This window comes from Pseudomonas sp. PH1b, from assembly GCF_000633395.1.
In the GTDB taxonomy this organism is placed as follows: domain Bacteria; phylum Pseudomonadota; class Gammaproteobacteria; order Pseudomonadales; family Pseudomonadaceae; genus Aquipseudomonas.
Genome location: NZ_AYMU01000007.1, coordinates 347,923 through 364,428 on the forward strand (window position 1 = coordinate 347,923; position 16,506 = coordinate 364,428).

A 16,506-nucleotide genomic window follows, 5' to 3' on the forward strand; every position below is an offset into this window, starting at 1 on the left:
TGGTGCAGCGGTTGCGGTGGTTCAGCAGTTATCCGGGTGTTGCCAGTTGAGGTATCAGTCCTCCTCTGGCTCGGCTTGATGGTTTGCCAGTTTTTCGGCTGCGGCATCCGCCTGTGCGTCGATAAGGATCGCCAGGTGGCGGATGTCGACGAAGCGGGTCTGCTTGACGCTGCGATCCAGAGTGGTGATCGGTAGGGATACTCGACCGGTGGCTAATGCCCGAGTGAAGTTGTCTGGGTTGAGTTTGTGAAAGTAGCGCTCTCGTACCACGTCGACGGGTACGAGCAGATCCCCGAGTGTCCGGTACAACAAATCCACGGTTTGACCTCGGGGCGCTGGCGGTAGGCGCAGTTCACGCTGTGCGGCGGACTTCATGCTGCGTTGGCCTTATCGACGTATGCCTTGAGGCTGCTGAGTTGCAGTTTTCCGGTCTTGCGTGGCGTCCCTGGTTTGGCTTGGGGTTGGTTGCTCGCTCGAATGTCGCGGTTGATTCCGGCCAGCGCCGTGCGTGCGGTGTTTCCGAAAGCCACGAACCGTGGCAAGGGAGAGTTGCTTTCAAGCGGCTCGAGCACAGCCCCCAGCTCTACTCCCTCAATGCCGTGGCCAAGGCGTAGCGTGGCGCGGGCGCGGTAGTTCGAGCCAAACTCTATTGCGAGTTGGTCGAGAGCTGCCGCCAGTTGCAGGTGCTCGGTTTGCAGTGGTGCGGCGCTGGTGGTGAGGGCCACGCCTGCAGCGGTTGCTGCCAGCGTGAGGTTGGCCAGAATCTTCTCTGGCGTACGGCGTTCTTCGGGCAGCTTCAATAGTTCAATTAGCAAGGTGTCAATCAGTTTGCGGTCCATGTGTGTTTCCTTTGGGGTGGTTCCAGGCAATCTGTACGTGGGTGCGCACCAGCTCGCGTATGTGTTCCGGTACTTCCTCCAGTGCGGCAATGCGTTCCTCGCGGGTTCGCATTGCCGTGATCTGCCTGGCGTACTGACGCGGCCATACCTCTCGGCGGTTCATCAAGCGACTTCTCGCGGATCGGCCACGGCGGGCGGGGCAGGGCGTTCAACACCGAGTTGCGTGGCTAGCCAGGAAATGCCGATTTCGGTCACGCGGGTGGTGCGCTTGTATTGCATGCCACTCTTCTCGTGAAACCAGCAGCTCTCTCGGGTGACTAAGAAGTCTTTTGTCGCAGCTGGGTTCGCTGGCAAGTTGTGTTTATCCAGCAAGCCTTTGTCGCGCATTCGCTGCATCAGCGGGCGGTGACCCAAACCCAGGCGTTCGGCTGCGTGTTTGAGGGATAGACTCATGGCTGCACCTCACGCTGCGGCTGCTGCAAGGCTATCGCGGTAGCCACGCAGGAACCTGTTGAGGTTGTCGGCCAGGATTTCATAGGCGCGCTGGCTGTCGGTGGGTAGGGTGAGCTCGCACCCTGCGTCGTCGAGTTCGAGCTTGGCTGTATAGCCTCCGTGTGGGTTGCGCTGAATCTGTAGGGAGGGTTCAAGCTCGTGGGCGATCATGTGGTAAGTACCGCGCCCCTGGCGAATTGCGTGGCGCAGGTCAGCCTCAATATCGCTGACGACCAGGTACTCATCTACGTCGGGTACTCCTGTCGGACAGCGCCCGTTAGCAATACCTTCGATGAAGCTGGCAACGCGCTGGGCGTTGTTTTTGCGGTGCTTATCAAGTGTGACGGAGGTATTGCGTGTCCCGCAGATACGCACCATTACCGCGATTCCGGCCGAACACTGCTCAATCTCGACTTGGGCTGAAACGGAATGGCAGCCGTCGCGTGAATGCAAGGTGTGATGGAAGGTTCCGCTAAGGCCGACCTGAGCCTGCAGGCGGATATAGGCGCATGCGTTCAGTGTTAGGCGGCTCATGCTGCACGCCCGCCATCGTTGGGATCAAACGGTGTCGGTGTGGTGCTGGTGGTGATTTTGTGTTTAGTGGTGGCGAAGGCGCAGCCGTGGATTATGGCTAGGCGGCGTACTTCGAAGATGCGGCTAGGTGGGCACGTTGGGAGTACGTGCAAGGTTGCGGTTTGCATGGGTATTGCCTCGCTCTGTGGTAAGGGAGTGAGGCAATTAAAGTTCTCTTAACTTTTTAAGTCAAGACTGCTTTTGTTTTTTGTTTAGAGACCTGTAATCAGAGTGCTCCGGCGTGCCATACCGCTCGGCCGATGATTAGGAGGTGGCCAATGTCGGTGTCGGTAGCATTTTCGTCGGGGTAGGCGCGCTTATCCTCGTTGTCACTGCGGATGATCCAGCCGTTAGTTAGAGTATGGACAAAACGCTTGATACTGATGTCTCCGTCCGGGCGTTGGATTGCATAGATCCTACCGTTCAAAGGCTCTCGCTGACCTTCGTCAATCAGCAACACATCTTCGTCGGTAATGGTTGGGAACATGCTCATTCCTGTGCAGTAAATGACCTTGAGGTTTTTTTCCCTCAAGCCCATGCGGGCAAGCCAGTCTCGCTTGAACATCAGGCCACCACGGATCTCGACGTGGTGATTTGTATGCCCTGAGCCTGCACTTCCCTTGACGGTAAATTGAGGGATCAGCACATGACTTTCTGTAAGGGCGTCAGCCTCATACATGTCCCCTATGCCTTCGGCAAGCCACTGAGCGGAAAACCCGGTGGCGCGTGCGAAAAGGAATAAATTCTCAGCCTTGAGGCTTCCATCCCCTTGGGCTAACTGGCTGATTCTGGCAGCGCTAAGACCTGACTCGGCCGCCAGAACGCTTGCCTTTTTTCCGCATTTAGAGATGGCGTATGTGATTCGTTCGGTTGGAGTATTCATTAAGCTAGCTTAATGCTTGCATTGATTAGTGTCCTTTATTTGCTTGCCATATTTGTTAAGTAGCCTTATTGTTCGTGACGGCAGACAGGAGGGCATCATGCTCACAACCGAAGTTATCGCCTTCTTCGGAGGGAAATCCAAAGTGGCCGCGGCTCTAAAAGTCTCGCCCGCTGCAATATCGCAGTGGGGCACTGAGCCGCCACGGTCTCGGCAGTATCAGATTCAGGTGCTTTCAGATGGAAAACTCATAGCGGCAGATGTGGCACCGATTCAGCCAACCGCTTTTTTTGTTCCGGATCTGGATCTACTCAGAGCCGCTTAGAAAAAAGGCGACCGAAAGGCCGCCCAGTTCCTCCCGGCACACACCACCACAGTGCTGTCGGGTCGCGATAAAGGTAGGCGGAGCAAACCACATGCAAAACCGCCTCTCTTTACCGCGCTACCAAGGCACGGATGCCTTGGGTTGCCTGCTAACCCACCACGGTCTGCAGGCTTTGACGGCAAGGTGCATGCGGAGCATGTGCCTTGCCGCTGGGGTACAGCCGGATTTTCTACCACAGAGCAACCGGCTGCATATGACCACTTGCAAGTGACCACTGCCCAACTGTATCAAACAGGCGTGCGGCGGTCACTGGCAGACTTTTGGGTGTAATGCCATGAACCGTAAACATTTCAGTTCTATTGAGCGCGCACAGCGTTCTCTTTTGACCCTACCGCAAGCGCTACTCCACGCCGCACGCGATTACCCGGGCGGTGCCACTGCCATTGCTGCTATCGACGGCGGCAACGCCACCACACTCAACCATAAGCTGAGCCTGACCAATAACAGCCACACACCAAACATTGGCGACCTTGAGTTAGTGCTGGATGCAACGCGTGACCCGCGCATTGTGGATGCGTTGCTGCATCCGATTGGCTGGGTGGGTATCGACGTTTCCGAGTTGAGCGATACCGACACGGCGCAGTCGCTAATGGCGGGCATTGGCGGGCTGCTTTCCCGTGAAGGCGAGCTGGCAACGCATGTATCGGCCATGCTGGTGGATGACAAGGTGGACGATGACGAGCTTGCCGAGTTTGAGTTGCTTGCCGAGCGCATGGTGCAGGCGGTGTTCAAGTTGCGTGCGGTACTGCGCAAGAAGCACGCGGAGGATCTGACCTGTGGCTGACAATGCAGATGTTGCCGATGATGTTATCGCTCATAACCTTGCAATGGCCTTGGCCGCGCGACCCATTGCGAAACCAGGTCAATGCCTTCTTAAGTGCGTGGATTGTGGAGATGACATCCTTGATGCACGGCGGCTGGCGATGCTTGATCGAGGCTGCACGCGCTGCACTGGGTGTGAAGAGTTGGCTGACCGGCGGTTGGGGGTACGGGTATGACTAATCACGAATTGCTCGACGATGTATTGGCTCAGTTGCATGACTATGGCTTGAAACCCGAAACGCCGCTACTGATTGGTAAGCGAACACGTTGTGAGTGCGACGGCGATAAGGCCCCTGAGAAAACCGGCTGGTATGTGCTTTATGAACATCTGACCGGCGATGGAAGAACACTATATTGCGGCGCGTTTGGTGACTGGCGCCAGGGTGAAAAGGGTAGCTGGCAGAAGATCAAGACCAAAGGTGGCCGACTGAGCGCTGAGGATCGGGCGGTGATGCGGGCAAGGGCTGAGGAAGGCCAGCGCAAGGCTGCATTGGCCGAGGAGCGAAAGCACCGTACAGCTGCCAGGCGCGCTGCAGGCATGTGGAAGCACCTATCTGAGAAAGGCAGCTCGCGTTACTTGGATACCAAGCGGGTGGTTGGCTTTGGTTTGCGTTACAAGGCAAAGAGCGCTACGGCCTTTGTGCCGATGCGCAATGTGAAAGGCGATATCGTCGGTCTACAGGTGTTGTACCCGGAAAAACAGGCGAGTACGGGGAGGAACAAAACCTATTGGCCGTATGGCTTGGCGAAGGAAGGAGCGTTTCATTTGATCGGTCCGGAGCCTGAGCCGGGCGATGTGATTTTGATCGCAGAGGGATACGCGACCGGCGCTAGCCTGCACATGGCGACCTCGCTGACGGTTTGCATCTGCTTCGATGCCGGCAACCTGTTACCGGTGGCACAGTCAATGCGCACAAAGTACCCAGGCCGGCAGTTGGTGTTTTGCGCTGATGACGATTGGAAGACGGTGGTGAATGGGCAGCTATGTAACACAGGCGTACTCAAAGCCGGCAATGCGTCGGTGGTGGTCGGGGGCCAGGTAGTTATGCCGGTGTTCGACAACGACCGTGAGGATAATTGGACGGACTTTAACGATCTGCACTGCGCCGAGGGCCTGGACGCAGTGCGGCGCCAGGTGCTGGCTGTGGTGCGACCGCCTACCGATGAGGGATGGCGCGAAAAGCTGCAGTATTCCGAAAAGGGCGGATTGATCGTACATCCGTTCAACGTGGCCTTAATTCTGGGTAACGATAAGCGCTGGACTGGGGTGGTCGCCTGGGATTTGTTCAGTTCGAAGACGCGTAAGTTGCGCACGCCACCGTATGGCGGTGGCACGGGTGACTGGAGCGATTTGGACGATATCAGGGTGGCACTATGGCTTGCTGATGTGTACGGGCTGCGGGTGAAGACTGCCCATGTTGTTGAGGCAGTCAGTGCGGTGGCAAACGACAACTCCTACCATCCTGTGCGCGAGTATCTGGAGGGCCTGGAGTGGGATGATGTGCCACGTCTTGAACGTTGGTTGCAGGATCGGCTTGGTGTTGTGGACAGTGAGTACACCCGAAAGGTCGGCAAGCGCTGGATGTTATCGGCGGTGGCGCGTGTGTTCCGGCCGGGTTGCAAGGCTGACTCGATGTTGATTCTGGAAGGCTTGCAGGGCGAGGGTAAATCGACTGCTGCACGGGTTTTAGGCGGCGAGTGGTTTATGGACACGTCGTTTGACCTAAGCAGCAAGGACGCCTATCAGGCGATCCGGGGCAAGTGGATTGTGGAGATGGCGGAGTTGGACTCTCTGAACAAGGCGGAGTCGACCAAGGCCAAGCAGTTTGTTTCATCCGCTATCGACACCTACCGCGAGAGCTATGGCCGCCGGATGCTTGATGTGCCGCGACAAAGCGTTTTTATTGGCACTACCAACCAGGATGAGTACCTGAAGGACGACACAGGCAATCGCCGTTACTGGCCGGTGATGTGTACCAAGGTTGATGTGGAGGGCCTGCGGGCCGACCGTGACCAACTCTGGGCCGAAGCGGTAGCCTGTTTTCGCGCAGGCGACCCATGGTGGGTTGAGCGCGAGGAGGCTGATCTTTTTGCTGCCGAGCAGGATCAGCGCTATCAGGCGGATATGTGGGAAGACCTGGTAGTCAGCTACCTGGCCGACAAGCATATTGGCGAGACTGTGACAGGCGCTCACTTACTTGAGCATGCGCTTAATATCGATCCGAGCCACTGGGGCAAGCCCGAGCAGATGCGTGTTGGTAAGATTATGCATCGAATGAAATGGCCCCGGCGTCGCAAAGGCAGTGGCCCAGGTGGTATGCGTAGCTATGAATATGTGAAGCCGGCGGAGTGGAAGCGTGGATCGGCAGCATCTAGGCAGGAGAGCGCATTTTGATCTCTGAAGTGGATGAGATGTTGAAGTTATGGGCGCTCGATATGCATGGCGGGGGTGGTGCTGAAGGATCTGCCAGCAGCATGTTGGGGCAGTTAATAGATTGCCAGGGAGAGCTGATTCGTGGTTCACGCGGTGGTTCGAAGATGCTGCTGCCGTGGAGTGCTGACCTTGAGGTAATCGTAAACAAGCATCTGTCTTGGCCTTTGGCCCAGGTGGTGCGTGAGCATTACCTGAACCATGAGAGCGTGGACCGACAGAAGTGGGCGCACTGCGGGTGTGGTCGGACGCAGTTTTATGCGCGCTTACACTCGGCACATCTAGAAATTGCTGGCATGCTTTTGGATCGTGTAGCGTGACTTTGCAGTCTGTCCCGGCGCGGCCCTCCAGTATCTTGGATGGTGGAACGTCTGTATGCCGCGTGGTAACTGGTGGCGGCCCACCGGCCCACCTTTATTTTCACTCTCTCGCATGGCGTAGGCACACACAATCACGCACGCGCATACGCGCAGCGTTTAATGCTTTCTCTCTTTACATGGAAAACTTAATAAATAGTAGGACGGAAGGACAGCGCCTTTGTTTTTCGGCGTTTCATACGTCGCGCCTCTCTTGTGATTGGTGGGGCTGGTAGGGGAATGGCCTGCGGCGCTGGAGCCAGTAACGTTATATGGCCGTTGATTGCCAGTGCGTTACCGTTGATTGCAGGGGTGGCAGTGCTGCGCCCTTGCTGCCACCGGATTGGAGGGGTATAAATCAGTCATGTTCAAAGAGGTACGCAACTAGCGACCTCACCACAAACCCGGCCCTTGCGCCGGGTTTTTGCGTTTAAGGGGTAGGCGATGACAAACGAGCAACAAGCGCTGGCAGAGATGCCGATCTGGTTAGTGATCGTCCTCGCCCTGGTCGGTGGCGTGTCCGGTGAAATGTGGCGAGCAGACAAGGATGGCGCCCGTGGTTGGGCGTTGCTGCGGCGCCTGGCCTTGCGGTCCGGTGCCTGCATCGTCTGCGGGTTGTCGGCGATGATGTTGTTGATCGCGGCTGGTGTTTCGATCTGGACGGCGGGCGCCTTCGGCTGCCTAACCGCGATGGCGGGTGCTGATGTTGCTATCGGCTTGTACGAGCGGTGGGCGGCAAAGCGACTTGGCGTTTGTGAGGTGCCAGACAATGGCCAGCCAGGACAGTGACCGTCGCGGTAGCAGCTCCGAACGTGGGTACGGCTACAAGTGGCAGCGGTCGCGGGATAGTTTCTTGCGCGAGCATCCGTTCTGTTCCATGTGTTCTACGGATCAGCGGCCAGTGGCGGCGACGGTCGTAGACCACAAGGTCGCGCCGAAGCTGAAAGAGGCCAAGGACAGCGGCGACCCTGCGGCGATCAATCTGGCCTGGAAACTGTTCTGGCGTCGGTCGAACTGGCAGAGCCTGTGCAAGTTCTGCCATGACTCGACAAAGCAGCGAGCCGAAAAGAGCGGGCGCCTGCCCGGGTGCGCCGCCGATGGCAGGCCACTGGACCCCGGTCACCACTGGAACCGGTGACGTTCCGGCAGCTGGGTTGTTGTGAAAAATTCTCATTTATAGGGGTGGGGGGGTAAAAAATTCCCTTCCGCCTCTCTTCTAGACCGCTCGCCCCCCTCTCTGCGCAACGTCGGGAAAAATGGGGAGGGGGGGGTATCAATAGGTAGGGGGTTTTATGGCCGGAAACGGAAACTCGGGTCGCCCACGGTTGCCAGCGTCTGTTCACATTCTGAGGGGCAATCCAAGCGGGAAAAGCTTTTCTGATCTTATCGGTGAGGTGAAGGACCAGGCAGTCCCTGTCGGGGCGCCGCCCATGCCCGCTGTGCTTTCAGATGATGCTGTCGCCGAGTGGGAGCGCCTTGTTCCAGCGCTGATTTCGCTGGGCATTGTTTCTGAGCTGGATCAGATGGCGTTGGCAACCTACTGCCAGGCGTTTGCCGACTGGACGCGATTCCAGCGGTTGATCCTCGCCCGAAACAGCAAGTCTGACGATGAACTGGGCGGTGAGGTCCAGACCTACAAAACTGGCGCACAGCAAATTCATGTTCTTCGCCAACTCGCGAACGATGCCGAGAAGCGGGCCAATGCAGCGGGCGCCCAGTTCGGCTTATCACCGATGTCCCGGCGCAACCTGAAAACGGCGCGACCTCAAGGCGAACTTTTCCCCAATGAACAGCAAGCAGCCGCAGACCGGTACTTCAGTTGATGATCGCGTTACCGCCTATGCCGAAGACGTCCTGGCCGGGCGAATCCTCGCGGGCCCCAACGTCCGCAACGCATGCCAAAGACATCTGAGAGATCTGGCAAGCGGCTCGGCCCGTGGCTTGATATGGGATCTGGCCCTGGCAAAGCGGGCAATTGGCTTCTTCGAAGATGTTCTGCTTCTCAACGGTGGTGACTTCGAAGGGCTCCCGTTCCTGCTCGCGCCCTGGCAAGCCTTTGTAGTAGGTAGCCTGTTCGGCTGGATGACGGAAGATGGCTTCCGCCGTTTTCGTCTGGGCTACATCGAGACGGCGAAGGGCTCGGGCAAAAGCCCCTTGGTCGCCGGGATCGGGCTTTACGGCCTGGTTGCTGATGGCGAAAAGCGAGCGGAGATCTACGCTGCGGCCACCAACCGCGACCAGGCTATGGTTCTGTTTCGCGATGCTGTGTCGATGGTGGACATGTCGCCCAGCCTTAGCTCCCGCCTTGTTCAGTCGGGCCGTGACGAAAAGGTCTGGAACCTGTTCTACCCGAACAGCAACTCATTTTTCCGTCCGATCAGTTCGGACAAGAACAAGTCGGGCCCGCGGCCCCACATCGGCCTGCTCGATGAGGTCCACGAACACAAGACCGCCGCAACAGTGAACATGATGCGGGCCGGTACCAAGAACCGCCGCAAGGCCCTGGTGGTCATGATCACAAACAGCGGCTCCGACAAAAAAACGGTTTGTGGTCAGTACCATGACCTGGGTGTTCGGATCTGTGCGGACATTGAGCAGGACGACAGCTTCTTCGCTTACATCTGCTCACTGGATGAAGGGGAAGACCCGTTCACGGATGAAGCCTGTTGGCCCAAGGTAAACCCCTCGCTTGATCACATTGTTGATGGGCAGACCGACGGCATCCCAGGACGCAAGTACCTGCGGGAGCAGGTCCAGTCAGCCCGGGGGCTGCCGGCTCAAGAAGCGGTGATTCGTCGCCTCAACTTCTGTGAGTGGACGCAGGCGGATGCACCGTGGATTTCCTGGGGAGTGTGGAAGCAGGCCGAAGAGCGGGTGCCCATGCGGATGTTGAAGCATCGTCGCTGTGTTGCCGGTTTGGACCTGTCCAGTACCACGGACCTTACGGCGTTCGTGCTGCTCTTCTGGCCGACTGCCGATGATCCGCATTGGCGGCTGCTTCCTTACTTCTGGATACCGGATGATGACATCCAAGGCCGCGAAGAGCGCGACAAGGTGCCGTATCAGCTCTGGATCAAAGAGGGGCATCTAGAAACCACTGCAGGCCGGGCGATCAGCAAGCTGCATGTGTTGCGCCGCCTGGTGAAGATCTGCGGGTTCTTCGATGTCGAGCGAATTGCCTATGACCGTTGGCGGATCGAAGACCTGCAGCAGCTGATGGCTGAGTACGACATTACGCTGCCGGAGATGATCGGCTTCGGCCAGGGCTATAAGGACATGGGCCCAGCGGTCGATGAGTTCGAGCGGCGGCTGCTTGGCTTGCCCCTGGAGAGTGAGCAGGCAGCCGATGGGGTCATTGACCTGGACCCCGACGACTGGGAAGTCATGGATACCGAGACAGTCGAAACCATGCGCCACGACGGCAACCCGGTGTTGACCTGGAACGCGGGTGGGGTGGTGATCGTTTCCGATCCGGCCAACAACCGAAAGGCCGACAAGGCGAAGGCGATTGGCCGGATCGACGGCATTGTCGCCGCCATCATGGCCACTGGCATAAGCGGTAAGGCCGCGGGGCCGAGTGGCAAATCTGTCTACGACGAAGGGGTCGGAATATGAAACTGGTCTACCTATCATGGCTGGCCGGGCTGCTTGGTTTCGGGCTGCTGGTGGCGGGCGTCGCGATGATCAACAAGCCGGCGGCCTTCATCATCGCGGGTGTTTGCTTGCTCGGCTGGGCTCGCCTCGCTGATCGGGCGGCGGCAGCCGTCAACGCCAAGGAGGGCTGAGCATGTTCTTTTCCAACGTGCTAGGCCGAGGGCAGGGCAACCTGATAGAGACAGGCAATGGTTTTTGGAGGGGCTTTCTCGGCGGTGGCCGGAACAGCTCAGGCGTTGCAGTGACGCCTGAGTCGGCCCTGGGCATTCCGATCCTGCAGAACTGCGTCACTCTGCTAGCTGAAAGCATCGCCCAGTTGCCCCTGGAACTGTACATCCGGAAAGACGGTGGTCAGCGGGAATCAGCTATCAACCATCCGCTTTACGATGTCCTGCGGTACCAGCCCAACGGGTTCCAAACCCCGTATGAGTACCGAGAATGTTCGCAAGGCTTCCTTGGGCTCAGGGGCAACAGCATCAGCTTCATCGACCGCCGGGAAGACGGAAACGTTGCCGCGCTCTGGAACCTGCAGCCTGAAAAGGTTGTGATCATGAAGGGCAGCGACATGCTTCCTTACTACCGTATATCCGGTGGTGAGGCGTTGCCGATGCGGATGATTCATCACGTTCGTTGGTTCAGTACCAATCAGTATGTGGGGCTGTCGCCGATCGAAGTTCATGCGGAGTCCTTAGGGCTGGCCCAGGCCGTTAGGCAGTACACCGGCAAGAGCTTTGCCAATGGTGTCACGGTGTCGGGCGTGATCGAGCGCCCTCGTGAAGCCCCGGCGATCAAGGATCAGGGAAGTATCGACAAGATCGTCGATCAGTGGGGGCAGAAGTTTGGCGGCATGGACAACGCCAAGAAGGTGGCACTGCTTCAAGAGGGGATGACTTTCAAACCCGTCTCCATGAACAACGTTGATGCCGAGGTGTTGGGCATCCTCAAGGCCACTGGCACCGATATCGCCAGGATCTACAAGATTCCCTTGCCCATGGTGAACGACCTGGAGAAGTCCAATTACAACACCCTGGAACAGCTCATGATCCAGTTTGTGGTGTTTGGCTTGCTGCCCTGGGTGAAGCGTCACGAACAGGCAATGATGCGCGACTTTCTGCTGCTCAAGGATCGGCGGGAGTACTTCATCGAGTTCAACCTCTCCGGCCTGCTGCGCGGCGACCAGAAGAGCCGCTACGAGGCATATGCCATTGGCCGGCAATGGGGCTGGTTGAGTGTGAATGACATCCGCCGCCTGGAAAACATGCCGCCGGTACCTGGTGGTGATATCTATCTGCAGCCGTTGAACATGGCGAGCGCAGGCAATAAAACCCCTGACCTGAAAGCCCCCAGTGTGCGGGCGCAGCTGGAGCTGCAGCAGGCCGAAATCGAGAGGATGCTTGCTCAATGAAAAACTATCTGCGCGCCTCAAGCCTGCTGTTCAATCAGCCGCTGCTGGTTACGCCTGACATGTTGGACCTGGGGGTTCGTTGGGCAAACCAGGCGATGAGCTTAAACATCGTCAACATCGGCGCCCGGGATGGTGTCGCGCTCTGGAAAGATGATGAAGTTGATCACATATCGCAGCGAGAAGAGCAGCGGCGTACGGCCATTGCCTCAACGGGTATCGAGGTGATCCCGGTCAGTGGGGTGCTGGTCAGCCGTGGTAGTCACATCGGCCTGTGCGAGACGATGACCAGTTATGAAAGCCTACGGGTGCAACTGCGCAACGCGGTAGCCGATCCGATGGTCGAGCGCATTGTGCTCGATATCGACAGCCCTGGCGGGGCTGCGGTTGGGGCGTTTGAGTTGGCTGCCGACATTCGAGCCATGGCCCAGCAGAAACCGATCACTGGGATCGTCAACTTTATGGCCTACAGCGGCGGCTATTTGCTCGGGTCGGCCTGCAGTGAGCTGGTTGTGAGCCAGACCAGCGGGGTCGGATCTATTGGTGTGATAGCCAGCCACATGGACCGATCCAAGATGGAAGAGGGCATGGGCGTAAAGGTGACCACAGTTTTTGCTGGCGCCCATAAAAACGATCTGAGCCCGCATGAGCCGTTGAGCGATCAGTCTCTGAAGTACCTGAATGATGTTGTGCAGGAAAGCTACCAGCTCTTCGTCAACGCCGTCGCCGAGTATCGCGGCCTGTCCGTGCAGCAGGTGATTGCCACTGAAGCCGGCTTGTTCCGAGGTCAGGCCGGTATCGCTGCTGGTCTTGCAGATCGCCTGTAAAGCCCGCAACAGGCTGTTGACGACTTGTCGCAATCGGTGGCGCTGAGTCGAGCGTCCAGGCAGACAGGCCGGATTGGCCTGCGGGCCCGCGCTGTGAATTCTCAAACCCTTATCTGACCGCGTTCGCGGCAGTGTTCAAGCCCGCCATGTGCGGGTTTTTTTATGCCCAGGAGGCACCATGTCCCTTGTACTTCAATTGCGTAGCGAACGCGCGCAGCTCAACGAGTCGATCCAGGCCCTGGCGAAGCTCGAAGCCGCTGGAGAAACCCTCTCGGCGGATCAGCTGTCGCAGTTCACCAGCCTGGAAGCCCAGTTCAACGCGCTCACGGACAAGATCAGCCGGGCCGAGCAAGCCGAGCGTATGGCCGCAGCGAGTGCAGTACCGCTCAACGAATCGGCACAAGGCCAGAATGGCCCACCTGCTAGTGGTATTTCTGGGCCATTTACTCAGGCCGCGCCACCAGGTGTTCGTATGGCTCAGATGGTGCGCCTGCTTGCCGCAGCCCAGGGCAACCAGCAGCAGGCGGCCCTGATGGCGCAGCAAGGTGGGTTTTCCCCTGATGTCGCCATGGCGCTGAGCACCGTAACCCCTGGTGCTGGTGGGGTTCTGGTACCGCAAAACTTTGCGACCGAGATCATTGAAGCGCTGCGGCCCATGTCGGTCGTGCGAAAGATGGGCACCCGAAGCCTGCCGTTGAACAACGGCAATCTGACCATGCCACGCATTACCGGTAACACGGTCGTCACTTACATCGGTACTGAAACGGATATTCCAATCACTGGTATGACGTTTGCCGATACCAAGCTGTCTGCGAAGAAAGCGGCGGCAATTGTTCCGATCTCTAATGACCTGATTGCAAACGCCGGGGTCAACCCACGAATCGACGGCATCGTGGTCAGTGATCTGGCGGTTTCGATGGGGCTTTCGGAAGACCTGCACTTCATCCGTGCCGACGGTACCGGCTCGTTACCCAAGGGTATGCGTTACTGGGCGCAGGCGTTCAACGTGTTGTCTGCGCCCGATGTTGCGAACCTCACCCTGGAAAAGATCGACCTGTTCTGCGGCGGCATGATGCTTCGCATCGAAACCGCCAACGTGATGATGAAGGACTGCGGTTGGTTGATGCATCCGCGTGTACTTCGCTGGTTGCAGGCATTGCGTGATGGCAATGGCAACAAGGCGTATCCGGAAATTGAACAGGGCTTGTTCAAGGGCTATCCGGTTGGCCTGAGCAATCAGATCCCGGTGAACCTCGGCGCTGGTGGCAACGAGACTGAGTTTTACTTCGTCAACTTCGCCGACATGATGATCGGTGAAGACATGGACCTCACTATCTCGTTCAGCAGCGAGGCTTCCTACAAGGACGCTGAAGGCAACATGGTGAGCGCGTTCCAGCGTGATCAGACCCTGGTCAAGGTAATCGCAAAACACGACTTTGGCCCGCGTCACGTTGAATGCATCGTCGTTGCAATCGGCGTCAAGTGGGGCGCCGGCATGTAATCCGCCGGCCCCGCTTTCGCGGGGCTGTGCATATCTGAGGTAAGAGTGATGAGCAATCTGATTGTTGTGCGGTTTCTCAAGGCGTGGCGCGGTTATTCCGCTGAAGAGTTGGCCGGCTTCGATGAGGCTGTAGTGGCCGGGCTGGAGGCGAAAGGATTCGCGGAGAGGTATGAGGAGGGCGGTGACGGTCGGCCTAGCAGAAAGGGCAGGTCTTCGACCTCGAAAGCGGCCAGCGAGCCCGCCGAACCGGGTTCGGCTGATACCAGTGATTCAGGGGCAGGAAACGCCAGTGCATCAGGTGCTGCTGGTGCTGACGACGAGAAGCCATAAGCCATGGCCCGTCGAATCGAGTATATCGGTGAGCCGGTGCTTACCCTGGCCCAGGTTGCCCAGCAGTGCCGAATCGAGCTGGAAGACTTGGACGCGGATCTGGTGGGCGAGATCATCATCCCGGGCGTGACTACGCAGTGTGAGTCAAAGACCGGCGCTTCGATTCGGGCGGCGCTGTTTGAAGAGGATTGGCCGGGCCACTTCCCGGGCGGCCACCATCTTGATTGGGGGCAGGCATCCGAGGTTGTGTCGGTGTCTGTCATGTCTCAGGGAGGGGCCTGGAGCAGCGTTCCCGGGCCATTTGATCTTCGCCAGGGTCAGCGAGAGAGCTTTCTCTTCTTTCCGCAGGGGCGGCCTTCGGGTGAGCTTCGTATCCGGTACAACGCCGGCCTTGACCTGGCGCTGTGGCCTGGGGTGCGCAACTGGATGCTGATGGCGGCGGCTACCGCGCTCAAACATCCGGAAATGTTCATCGTTGGTCAGGCGCTGGCCGAACTGCCGTCGAGCTTTCTTGACCACTTGCTGGCCGATATCACCGTGCCACCGAGGTTCTGACTATGGCTATGCGCGAGCCAAGCGCCGGGGAGTTCGACCGGCGGATACTGATTCGCTTGCGGAGCGATAAGCCCGCAGATGACCTGGGGGTGGTTCCGGTCTTTTCGACTGAGAAGTGGCGCTGGGCGAAGATCGAGCCTGTCGGCACTGCCGTTTACAACGCGGGGGTTCAGGTTGATAACAGGGTGACCCATAGGGTCACTCTCTATTTGCTTGCTGGGATGAGCGAGGCGCATGAAGTGGTGTATGCGGGGACTATTTACCGAGTTCGTCGGGTGGCTGAAATGAACGGGGGCCGGCGGTACACCTTGCTTGAAGTGGAAGAGTTGGGGCCGCAAAAGGCAGGTGGGGGGGTCTATGTCTAACTCTGCCTCGGTCGAGGGCTATCTGCACTTCGAAGGCTTCGACAACTTCCAGCGTGATGCTTTCGACAAGAAGGCGATCCGCGCCGGGATGCGCAAAGCTGGCCGCTTGGTTACCCAGCGGGCCCAGATGAACCTCGCACTAGGCAAGGGCCAGGAAGGCTACCCGGTCAATCGCACCGGGGCGACATTGGAGTCGATTGCCTTCAAGGTGTCCCGCTCGGGCTTCCTGGTGAAGATCGCCCCCCGGAAAACTGCGGCCATGGCTGAGTTTTACCCGGCCTACCTGCACTACGGGGTGAAGCGCGGCAGGCGCCTGGGCAAGCTGTCGCCAGGAAAGGGCAAAGGAAAGTCCAACCGGCGAGCCGCTGGTGCGCGTGCGGCGGCTATAGCCGAGCGTGCAGCGGGGGAGTGGCGTATTAAGCCACGTGACAACTACATGGCGGATGCGCTGCAGGATTCAAGTTCTGATGTGAGGGGGATCCTCTCGGCAGCCTTCGCTGATGCCTTGCGATAGCAGGGCTGCAAGCTGCAGTTTTTTTGCGTTAGGATCTCGGCTTTAACATGGAGTGTCTGTTATGAGTGGCTTGCCGTTTACTGCGAAGGGATCAACAGGGGAAATTACGTTCACTGGTTCGGAAGTTTTAATCCGTCGAACTGGTGTGTTTGGGGCGCTCAGTCAGCTCTCTGGGCAGGGGCGAGGAAATAAGGACATCCCTCTTTCAGCGGTTACGGGCATTCGCTTAGAGCCTGGTTCGTTAATGAACAAGCCTTTCATCCAGATTATCCACTCGGGAAGTTTGGAGACACAGGGAGGTGCTAGTGCTGCAGCACAAGATGACAACAGTGTCTTTTTCTCCAAAGGTGTGACCGGGGACTTTGAACGCCTGAAGAGCCTTATTCTTGAGGCGATCAGGGCGGCCAAAGTTCAGCCCCAAGCCAGTCAGCCGGCTGCGCCTGCTGCTGAGGACTTGACTGAAACACTCAAGAAACTTTCAGGTTTGAAAGATGCGGGTGTTATCAGTGAAGAAGAGTTCGCAGCAAAGAAGGCAGAGATATTGGCCCGCCTCTAAGTTCGGCTAAATGAACATCTGAAA

At 58.0% G+C, this 16,506-nt stretch carries 23 protein-coding genes; 18 read left to right on the forward strand and 5 right to left on the reverse strand.

The annotated features are described in order from the left end of the window. Nucleotides 1-54: 54 nt before the first annotated feature. The 5 genes from U873_RS0114180 to U873_RS0114200 all read right to left on the reverse strand — a co-directional run bounded on the left by U873_RS0114180 (nt 55) and on the right by U873_RS0114200 (nt 2,787). Nucleotides 55-375 (reverse strand): pyocin activator PrtN family protein, encoded by a 321-nt coding sequence (locus U873_RS0114180; RefSeq protein WP_025128883.1) that lies wholly within the window; start codon nt 373-375, stop codon nt 55-57. Beyond that, nucleotides 372-839, reverse strand: coding sequence for a hypothetical protein (locus tag U873_RS0114185; RefSeq protein ID WP_025128884.1), 468 nt, complete (start codon nt 837-839; stop codon nt 372-374). Before U873_RS0114185 ends, U873_RS0114180 begins: the two co-directional genes overlap by 4 nt. A gap of 162 nt (nt 840-1,001) precedes the next feature. Continuing rightward, entirely contained in the window at nt 1,002-1,292 is a 291-nt protein-coding gene (locus U873_RS0114190; protein ID WP_025128885.1) for a phage antirepressor KilAC domain-containing protein, read from the reverse strand. Between the two features lie 9 nt (nt 1,293-1,301). Next, a complete protein-coding gene (locus U873_RS0114195) occupies nt 1,302-1,865 on the reverse strand; it encodes a hypothetical protein (RefSeq protein ID WP_025128886.1) in 564 nt (187 codons plus the stop codon). 265 nt (nt 1,866-2,130) lie between these two features. Beyond that, the gene (locus U873_RS0114200; RefSeq protein ID WP_025128887.1) at nt 2,131-2,787 is read right to left on the reverse strand and encodes a LexA family transcriptional regulator; all 657 of its coding nucleotides are present in this window, start codon (nt 2,785-2,787) and stop codon (nt 2,131-2,133) included. Nucleotides 2,788-2,884: 97 nt separating this feature from the next. Here U873_RS0114200 and U873_RS0114205 point away from each other — a divergent pair, with 97 nt between their 5' ends. From U873_RS0114205 to U873_RS0114290, 18 genes are all read left to right on the forward strand, one after another. Then, nucleotides 2,885-3,109 (forward strand): Cro/CI family transcriptional regulator, encoded by a 225-nt coding sequence (locus tag U873_RS0114205; protein ID WP_025128888.1) that lies wholly within the window; start codon nt 2,885-2,887, stop codon nt 3,107-3,109. Between the two features lie 334 nt (nt 3,110-3,443). Further along, nucleotides 3,444-3,953: a phage regulatory CII family protein gene (locus tag U873_RS0114210; RefSeq protein ID WP_025128889.1), complete on the forward strand. Its 510-nt coding sequence runs from the start codon at nt 3,444-3,446 to the stop codon at nt 3,951-3,953. A 43-nt stretch (nt 3,954-3,996) separates the two neighbouring features. Continuing rightward, complete coding sequence (locus tag U873_RS37575; protein ID WP_371261311.1) at nt 3,997-4,167, forward strand: TraR/DksA C4-type zinc finger protein; 171 nt, start codon at nt 3,997-3,999, stop codon at nt 4,165-4,167. A gap of 11 nt (nt 4,168-4,178) precedes the next feature. Next, a complete protein-coding gene (locus tag U873_RS0114220; protein ID WP_025128891.1) occupies nt 4,179-6,386 on the forward strand; it encodes a VapE domain-containing protein in 2,208 nt (735 codons plus the stop codon). After that, the gene (locus tag U873_RS0114225) at nt 6,383-6,742 is read left to right on the forward strand and encodes a hypothetical protein (protein WP_025128892.1); all 360 of its coding nucleotides are present in this window, start codon (nt 6,383-6,385) and stop codon (nt 6,740-6,742) included. Before U873_RS0114220 ends, U873_RS0114225 begins: the two co-directional genes overlap by 4 nt. A gap of 480 nt (nt 6,743-7,222) precedes the next feature. Continuing rightward, a complete protein-coding gene (locus U873_RS0114230) occupies nt 7,223-7,567 on the forward strand; it encodes a phage holin family protein (RefSeq protein WP_025128893.1) in 345 nt (114 codons plus the stop codon). A 64-nt stretch (nt 7,568-7,631) separates the two neighbouring features. Next, nucleotides 7,632-7,916 carry an HNH endonuclease gene (locus tag U873_RS0114235; RefSeq protein ID WP_115658604.1) on the forward strand — a complete coding sequence of 95 codons (285 nt, stop codon included), beginning with the start codon at nt 7,632-7,634 and terminating at the stop codon, nt 7,914-7,916. Nucleotides 7,917-8,208: 292 nt separating this feature from the next. After that, complete coding sequence (locus U873_RS0114240; protein WP_177330270.1) at nt 8,209-8,601, forward strand: phage terminase small subunit P27 family; 393 nt, start codon at nt 8,209-8,211, stop codon at nt 8,599-8,601. Continuing rightward, nucleotides 8,564-10,393, forward strand: coding sequence for a terminase large subunit (locus tag U873_RS0114245; protein ID WP_025128896.1), 1,830 nt, complete (start codon nt 8,564-8,566; stop codon nt 10,391-10,393). Before U873_RS0114240 ends, U873_RS0114245 begins: the two co-directional genes overlap by 38 nt. Continuing rightward, complete coding sequence (locus U873_RS36945) at nt 10,390-10,563, forward strand: hypothetical protein (RefSeq protein WP_177330271.1); 174 nt, start codon at nt 10,390-10,392, stop codon at nt 10,561-10,563. The genes U873_RS0114245 and U873_RS36945 overlap by 4 nt, the downstream gene beginning before the upstream one ends. A 2-nt stretch (nt 10,564-10,565) precedes the next feature. Then, the gene (locus tag U873_RS0114255; protein ID WP_025128897.1) at nt 10,566-11,837 is read left to right on the forward strand and encodes a phage portal protein; all 1,272 of its coding nucleotides are present in this window, start codon (nt 10,566-10,568) and stop codon (nt 11,835-11,837) included. Next, the gene (locus tag U873_RS34365) at nt 11,834-12,661 is read left to right on the forward strand and encodes a S49 family peptidase (protein ID WP_256244340.1); all 828 of its coding nucleotides are present in this window, start codon (nt 11,834-11,836) and stop codon (nt 12,659-12,661) included. Before U873_RS0114255 ends, U873_RS34365 begins: the two co-directional genes overlap by 4 nt. A 178-nt stretch (nt 12,662-12,839) precedes the next feature. Further along, nucleotides 12,840-14,162, forward strand: a complete 1,323-nt coding sequence (locus U873_RS0114265; protein WP_025128898.1) for a phage major capsid protein — start codon at nt 12,840-12,842, stop codon at nt 14,160-14,162. 48 nt (nt 14,163-14,210) lie between these two features. Further along, nucleotides 14,211-14,492 carry a hypothetical protein gene (locus U873_RS0114270; RefSeq protein ID WP_025128899.1) on the forward strand — a complete coding sequence of 94 codons (282 nt, stop codon included), beginning with the start codon at nt 14,211-14,213 and terminating at the stop codon, nt 14,490-14,492. Between the two features lie 3 nt (nt 14,493-14,495). After that, a complete protein-coding gene (locus U873_RS0114275; protein WP_025128900.1) occupies nt 14,496-15,047 on the forward strand; it encodes a hypothetical protein in 552 nt (183 codons plus the stop codon). Between the two features lie 2 nt (nt 15,048-15,049). Next, complete coding sequence (locus tag U873_RS0114280) at nt 15,050-15,412, forward strand: head-tail adaptor protein (protein WP_025128901.1); 363 nt, start codon at nt 15,050-15,052, stop codon at nt 15,410-15,412. Continuing rightward, nucleotides 15,405-15,926, forward strand: coding sequence for a hypothetical protein (locus U873_RS0114285; RefSeq protein WP_025128902.1), 522 nt, complete (start codon nt 15,405-15,407; stop codon nt 15,924-15,926). The genes U873_RS0114280 and U873_RS0114285 overlap by 8 nt, the downstream gene beginning before the upstream one ends. Before the next feature lie 61 nt (nt 15,927-15,987). Further along, the gene (locus tag U873_RS0114290; protein WP_025128903.1) at nt 15,988-16,482 is read left to right on the forward strand and encodes an SHOCT domain-containing protein; all 495 of its coding nucleotides are present in this window, start codon (nt 15,988-15,990) and stop codon (nt 16,480-16,482) included. The last annotated feature ends 24 nt before the right edge of the window (nt 16,483-16,506 follow it).

Excerpts from the sequence above, each read along its gene's own strand:
- U873_RS0114180 (WP_025128883.1), bottom strand. The coding sequence starts at position 375 with ATGAAGTCCGCCGCACAGCGTGAACTGCGCCTACCGCCAGCGCCCCGA.
- U873_RS0114185 (WP_025128884.1), bottom strand. The coding sequence starts at position 839 with ATGGACCGCAAACTGATTGACACCTTGCTAATTGAACTATTGAAGCTG.
- U873_RS0114190 (WP_025128885.1), bottom strand. The coding sequence starts at position 1,292 with ATGAGTCTATCCCTCAAACACGCAGCCGAACGCCTGGGTTTGGGTCAC.
- U873_RS0114195 (WP_025128886.1), bottom strand. The coding sequence starts at position 1,865 with ATGAGCCGCCTAACACTGAACGCATGCGCCTATATCCGCCTGCAGGCT.
- U873_RS0114200 (WP_025128887.1), bottom strand. The coding sequence starts at position 2,787 with ATGAATACTCCAACCGAACGAATCACATACGCCATCTCTAAATGCGGA.
- U873_RS0114205 (WP_025128888.1), top strand. The coding sequence starts at position 2,885 with ATGCTCACAACCGAAGTTATCGCCTTCTTCGGAGGGAAATCCAAAGTG.
- U873_RS0114210 (WP_025128889.1), top strand. The coding sequence starts at position 3,444 with ATGAACCGTAAACATTTCAGTTCTATTGAGCGCGCACAGCGTTCTCTT.
- U873_RS37575 (WP_371261311.1), top strand. The coding sequence starts at position 3,997 with ATGGCCTTGGCCGCGCGACCCATTGCGAAACCAGGTCAATGCCTTCTT.
- U873_RS0114230 (WP_025128893.1), top strand. The coding sequence starts at position 7,223 with ATGACAAACGAGCAACAAGCGCTGGCAGAGATGCCGATCTGGTTAGTG.
- U873_RS0114240 (WP_177330270.1), top strand. The coding sequence starts at position 8,209 with ATGCCCGCTGTGCTTTCAGATGATGCTGTCGCCGAGTGGGAGCGCCTT.
- U873_RS0114245 (WP_025128896.1), top strand. The coding sequence starts at position 8,564 with ATGAACAGCAAGCAGCCGCAGACCGGTACTTCAGTTGATGATCGCGTT.
- U873_RS36945 (WP_177330271.1), top strand. The coding sequence starts at position 10,390 with ATGAAACTGGTCTACCTATCATGGCTGGCCGGGCTGCTTGGTTTCGGG.
- U873_RS0114255 (WP_025128897.1), top strand. The coding sequence starts at position 10,566 with ATGTTCTTTTCCAACGTGCTAGGCCGAGGGCAGGGCAACCTGATAGAG.
- U873_RS34365 (WP_256244340.1), top strand. The coding sequence starts at position 11,834 with ATGAAAAACTATCTGCGCGCCTCAAGCCTGCTGTTCAATCAGCCGCTG.
- U873_RS0114265 (WP_025128898.1), top strand. The coding sequence starts at position 12,840 with ATGTCCCTTGTACTTCAATTGCGTAGCGAACGCGCGCAGCTCAACGAG.
- U873_RS0114270 (WP_025128899.1), top strand. The coding sequence starts at position 14,211 with ATGAGCAATCTGATTGTTGTGCGGTTTCTCAAGGCGTGGCGCGGTTAT.
- U873_RS0114275 (WP_025128900.1), top strand. The coding sequence starts at position 14,496 with ATGGCCCGTCGAATCGAGTATATCGGTGAGCCGGTGCTTACCCTGGCC.
- U873_RS0114280 (WP_025128901.1), top strand. The coding sequence starts at position 15,050 with ATGGCTATGCGCGAGCCAAGCGCCGGGGAGTTCGACCGGCGGATACTG.
- U873_RS0114285 (WP_025128902.1), top strand. The coding sequence starts at position 15,405 with ATGTCTAACTCTGCCTCGGTCGAGGGCTATCTGCACTTCGAAGGCTTC.
- U873_RS0114290 (WP_025128903.1), top strand. The coding sequence starts at position 15,988 with ATGAGTGGCTTGCCGTTTACTGCGAAGGGATCAACAGGGGAAATTACG.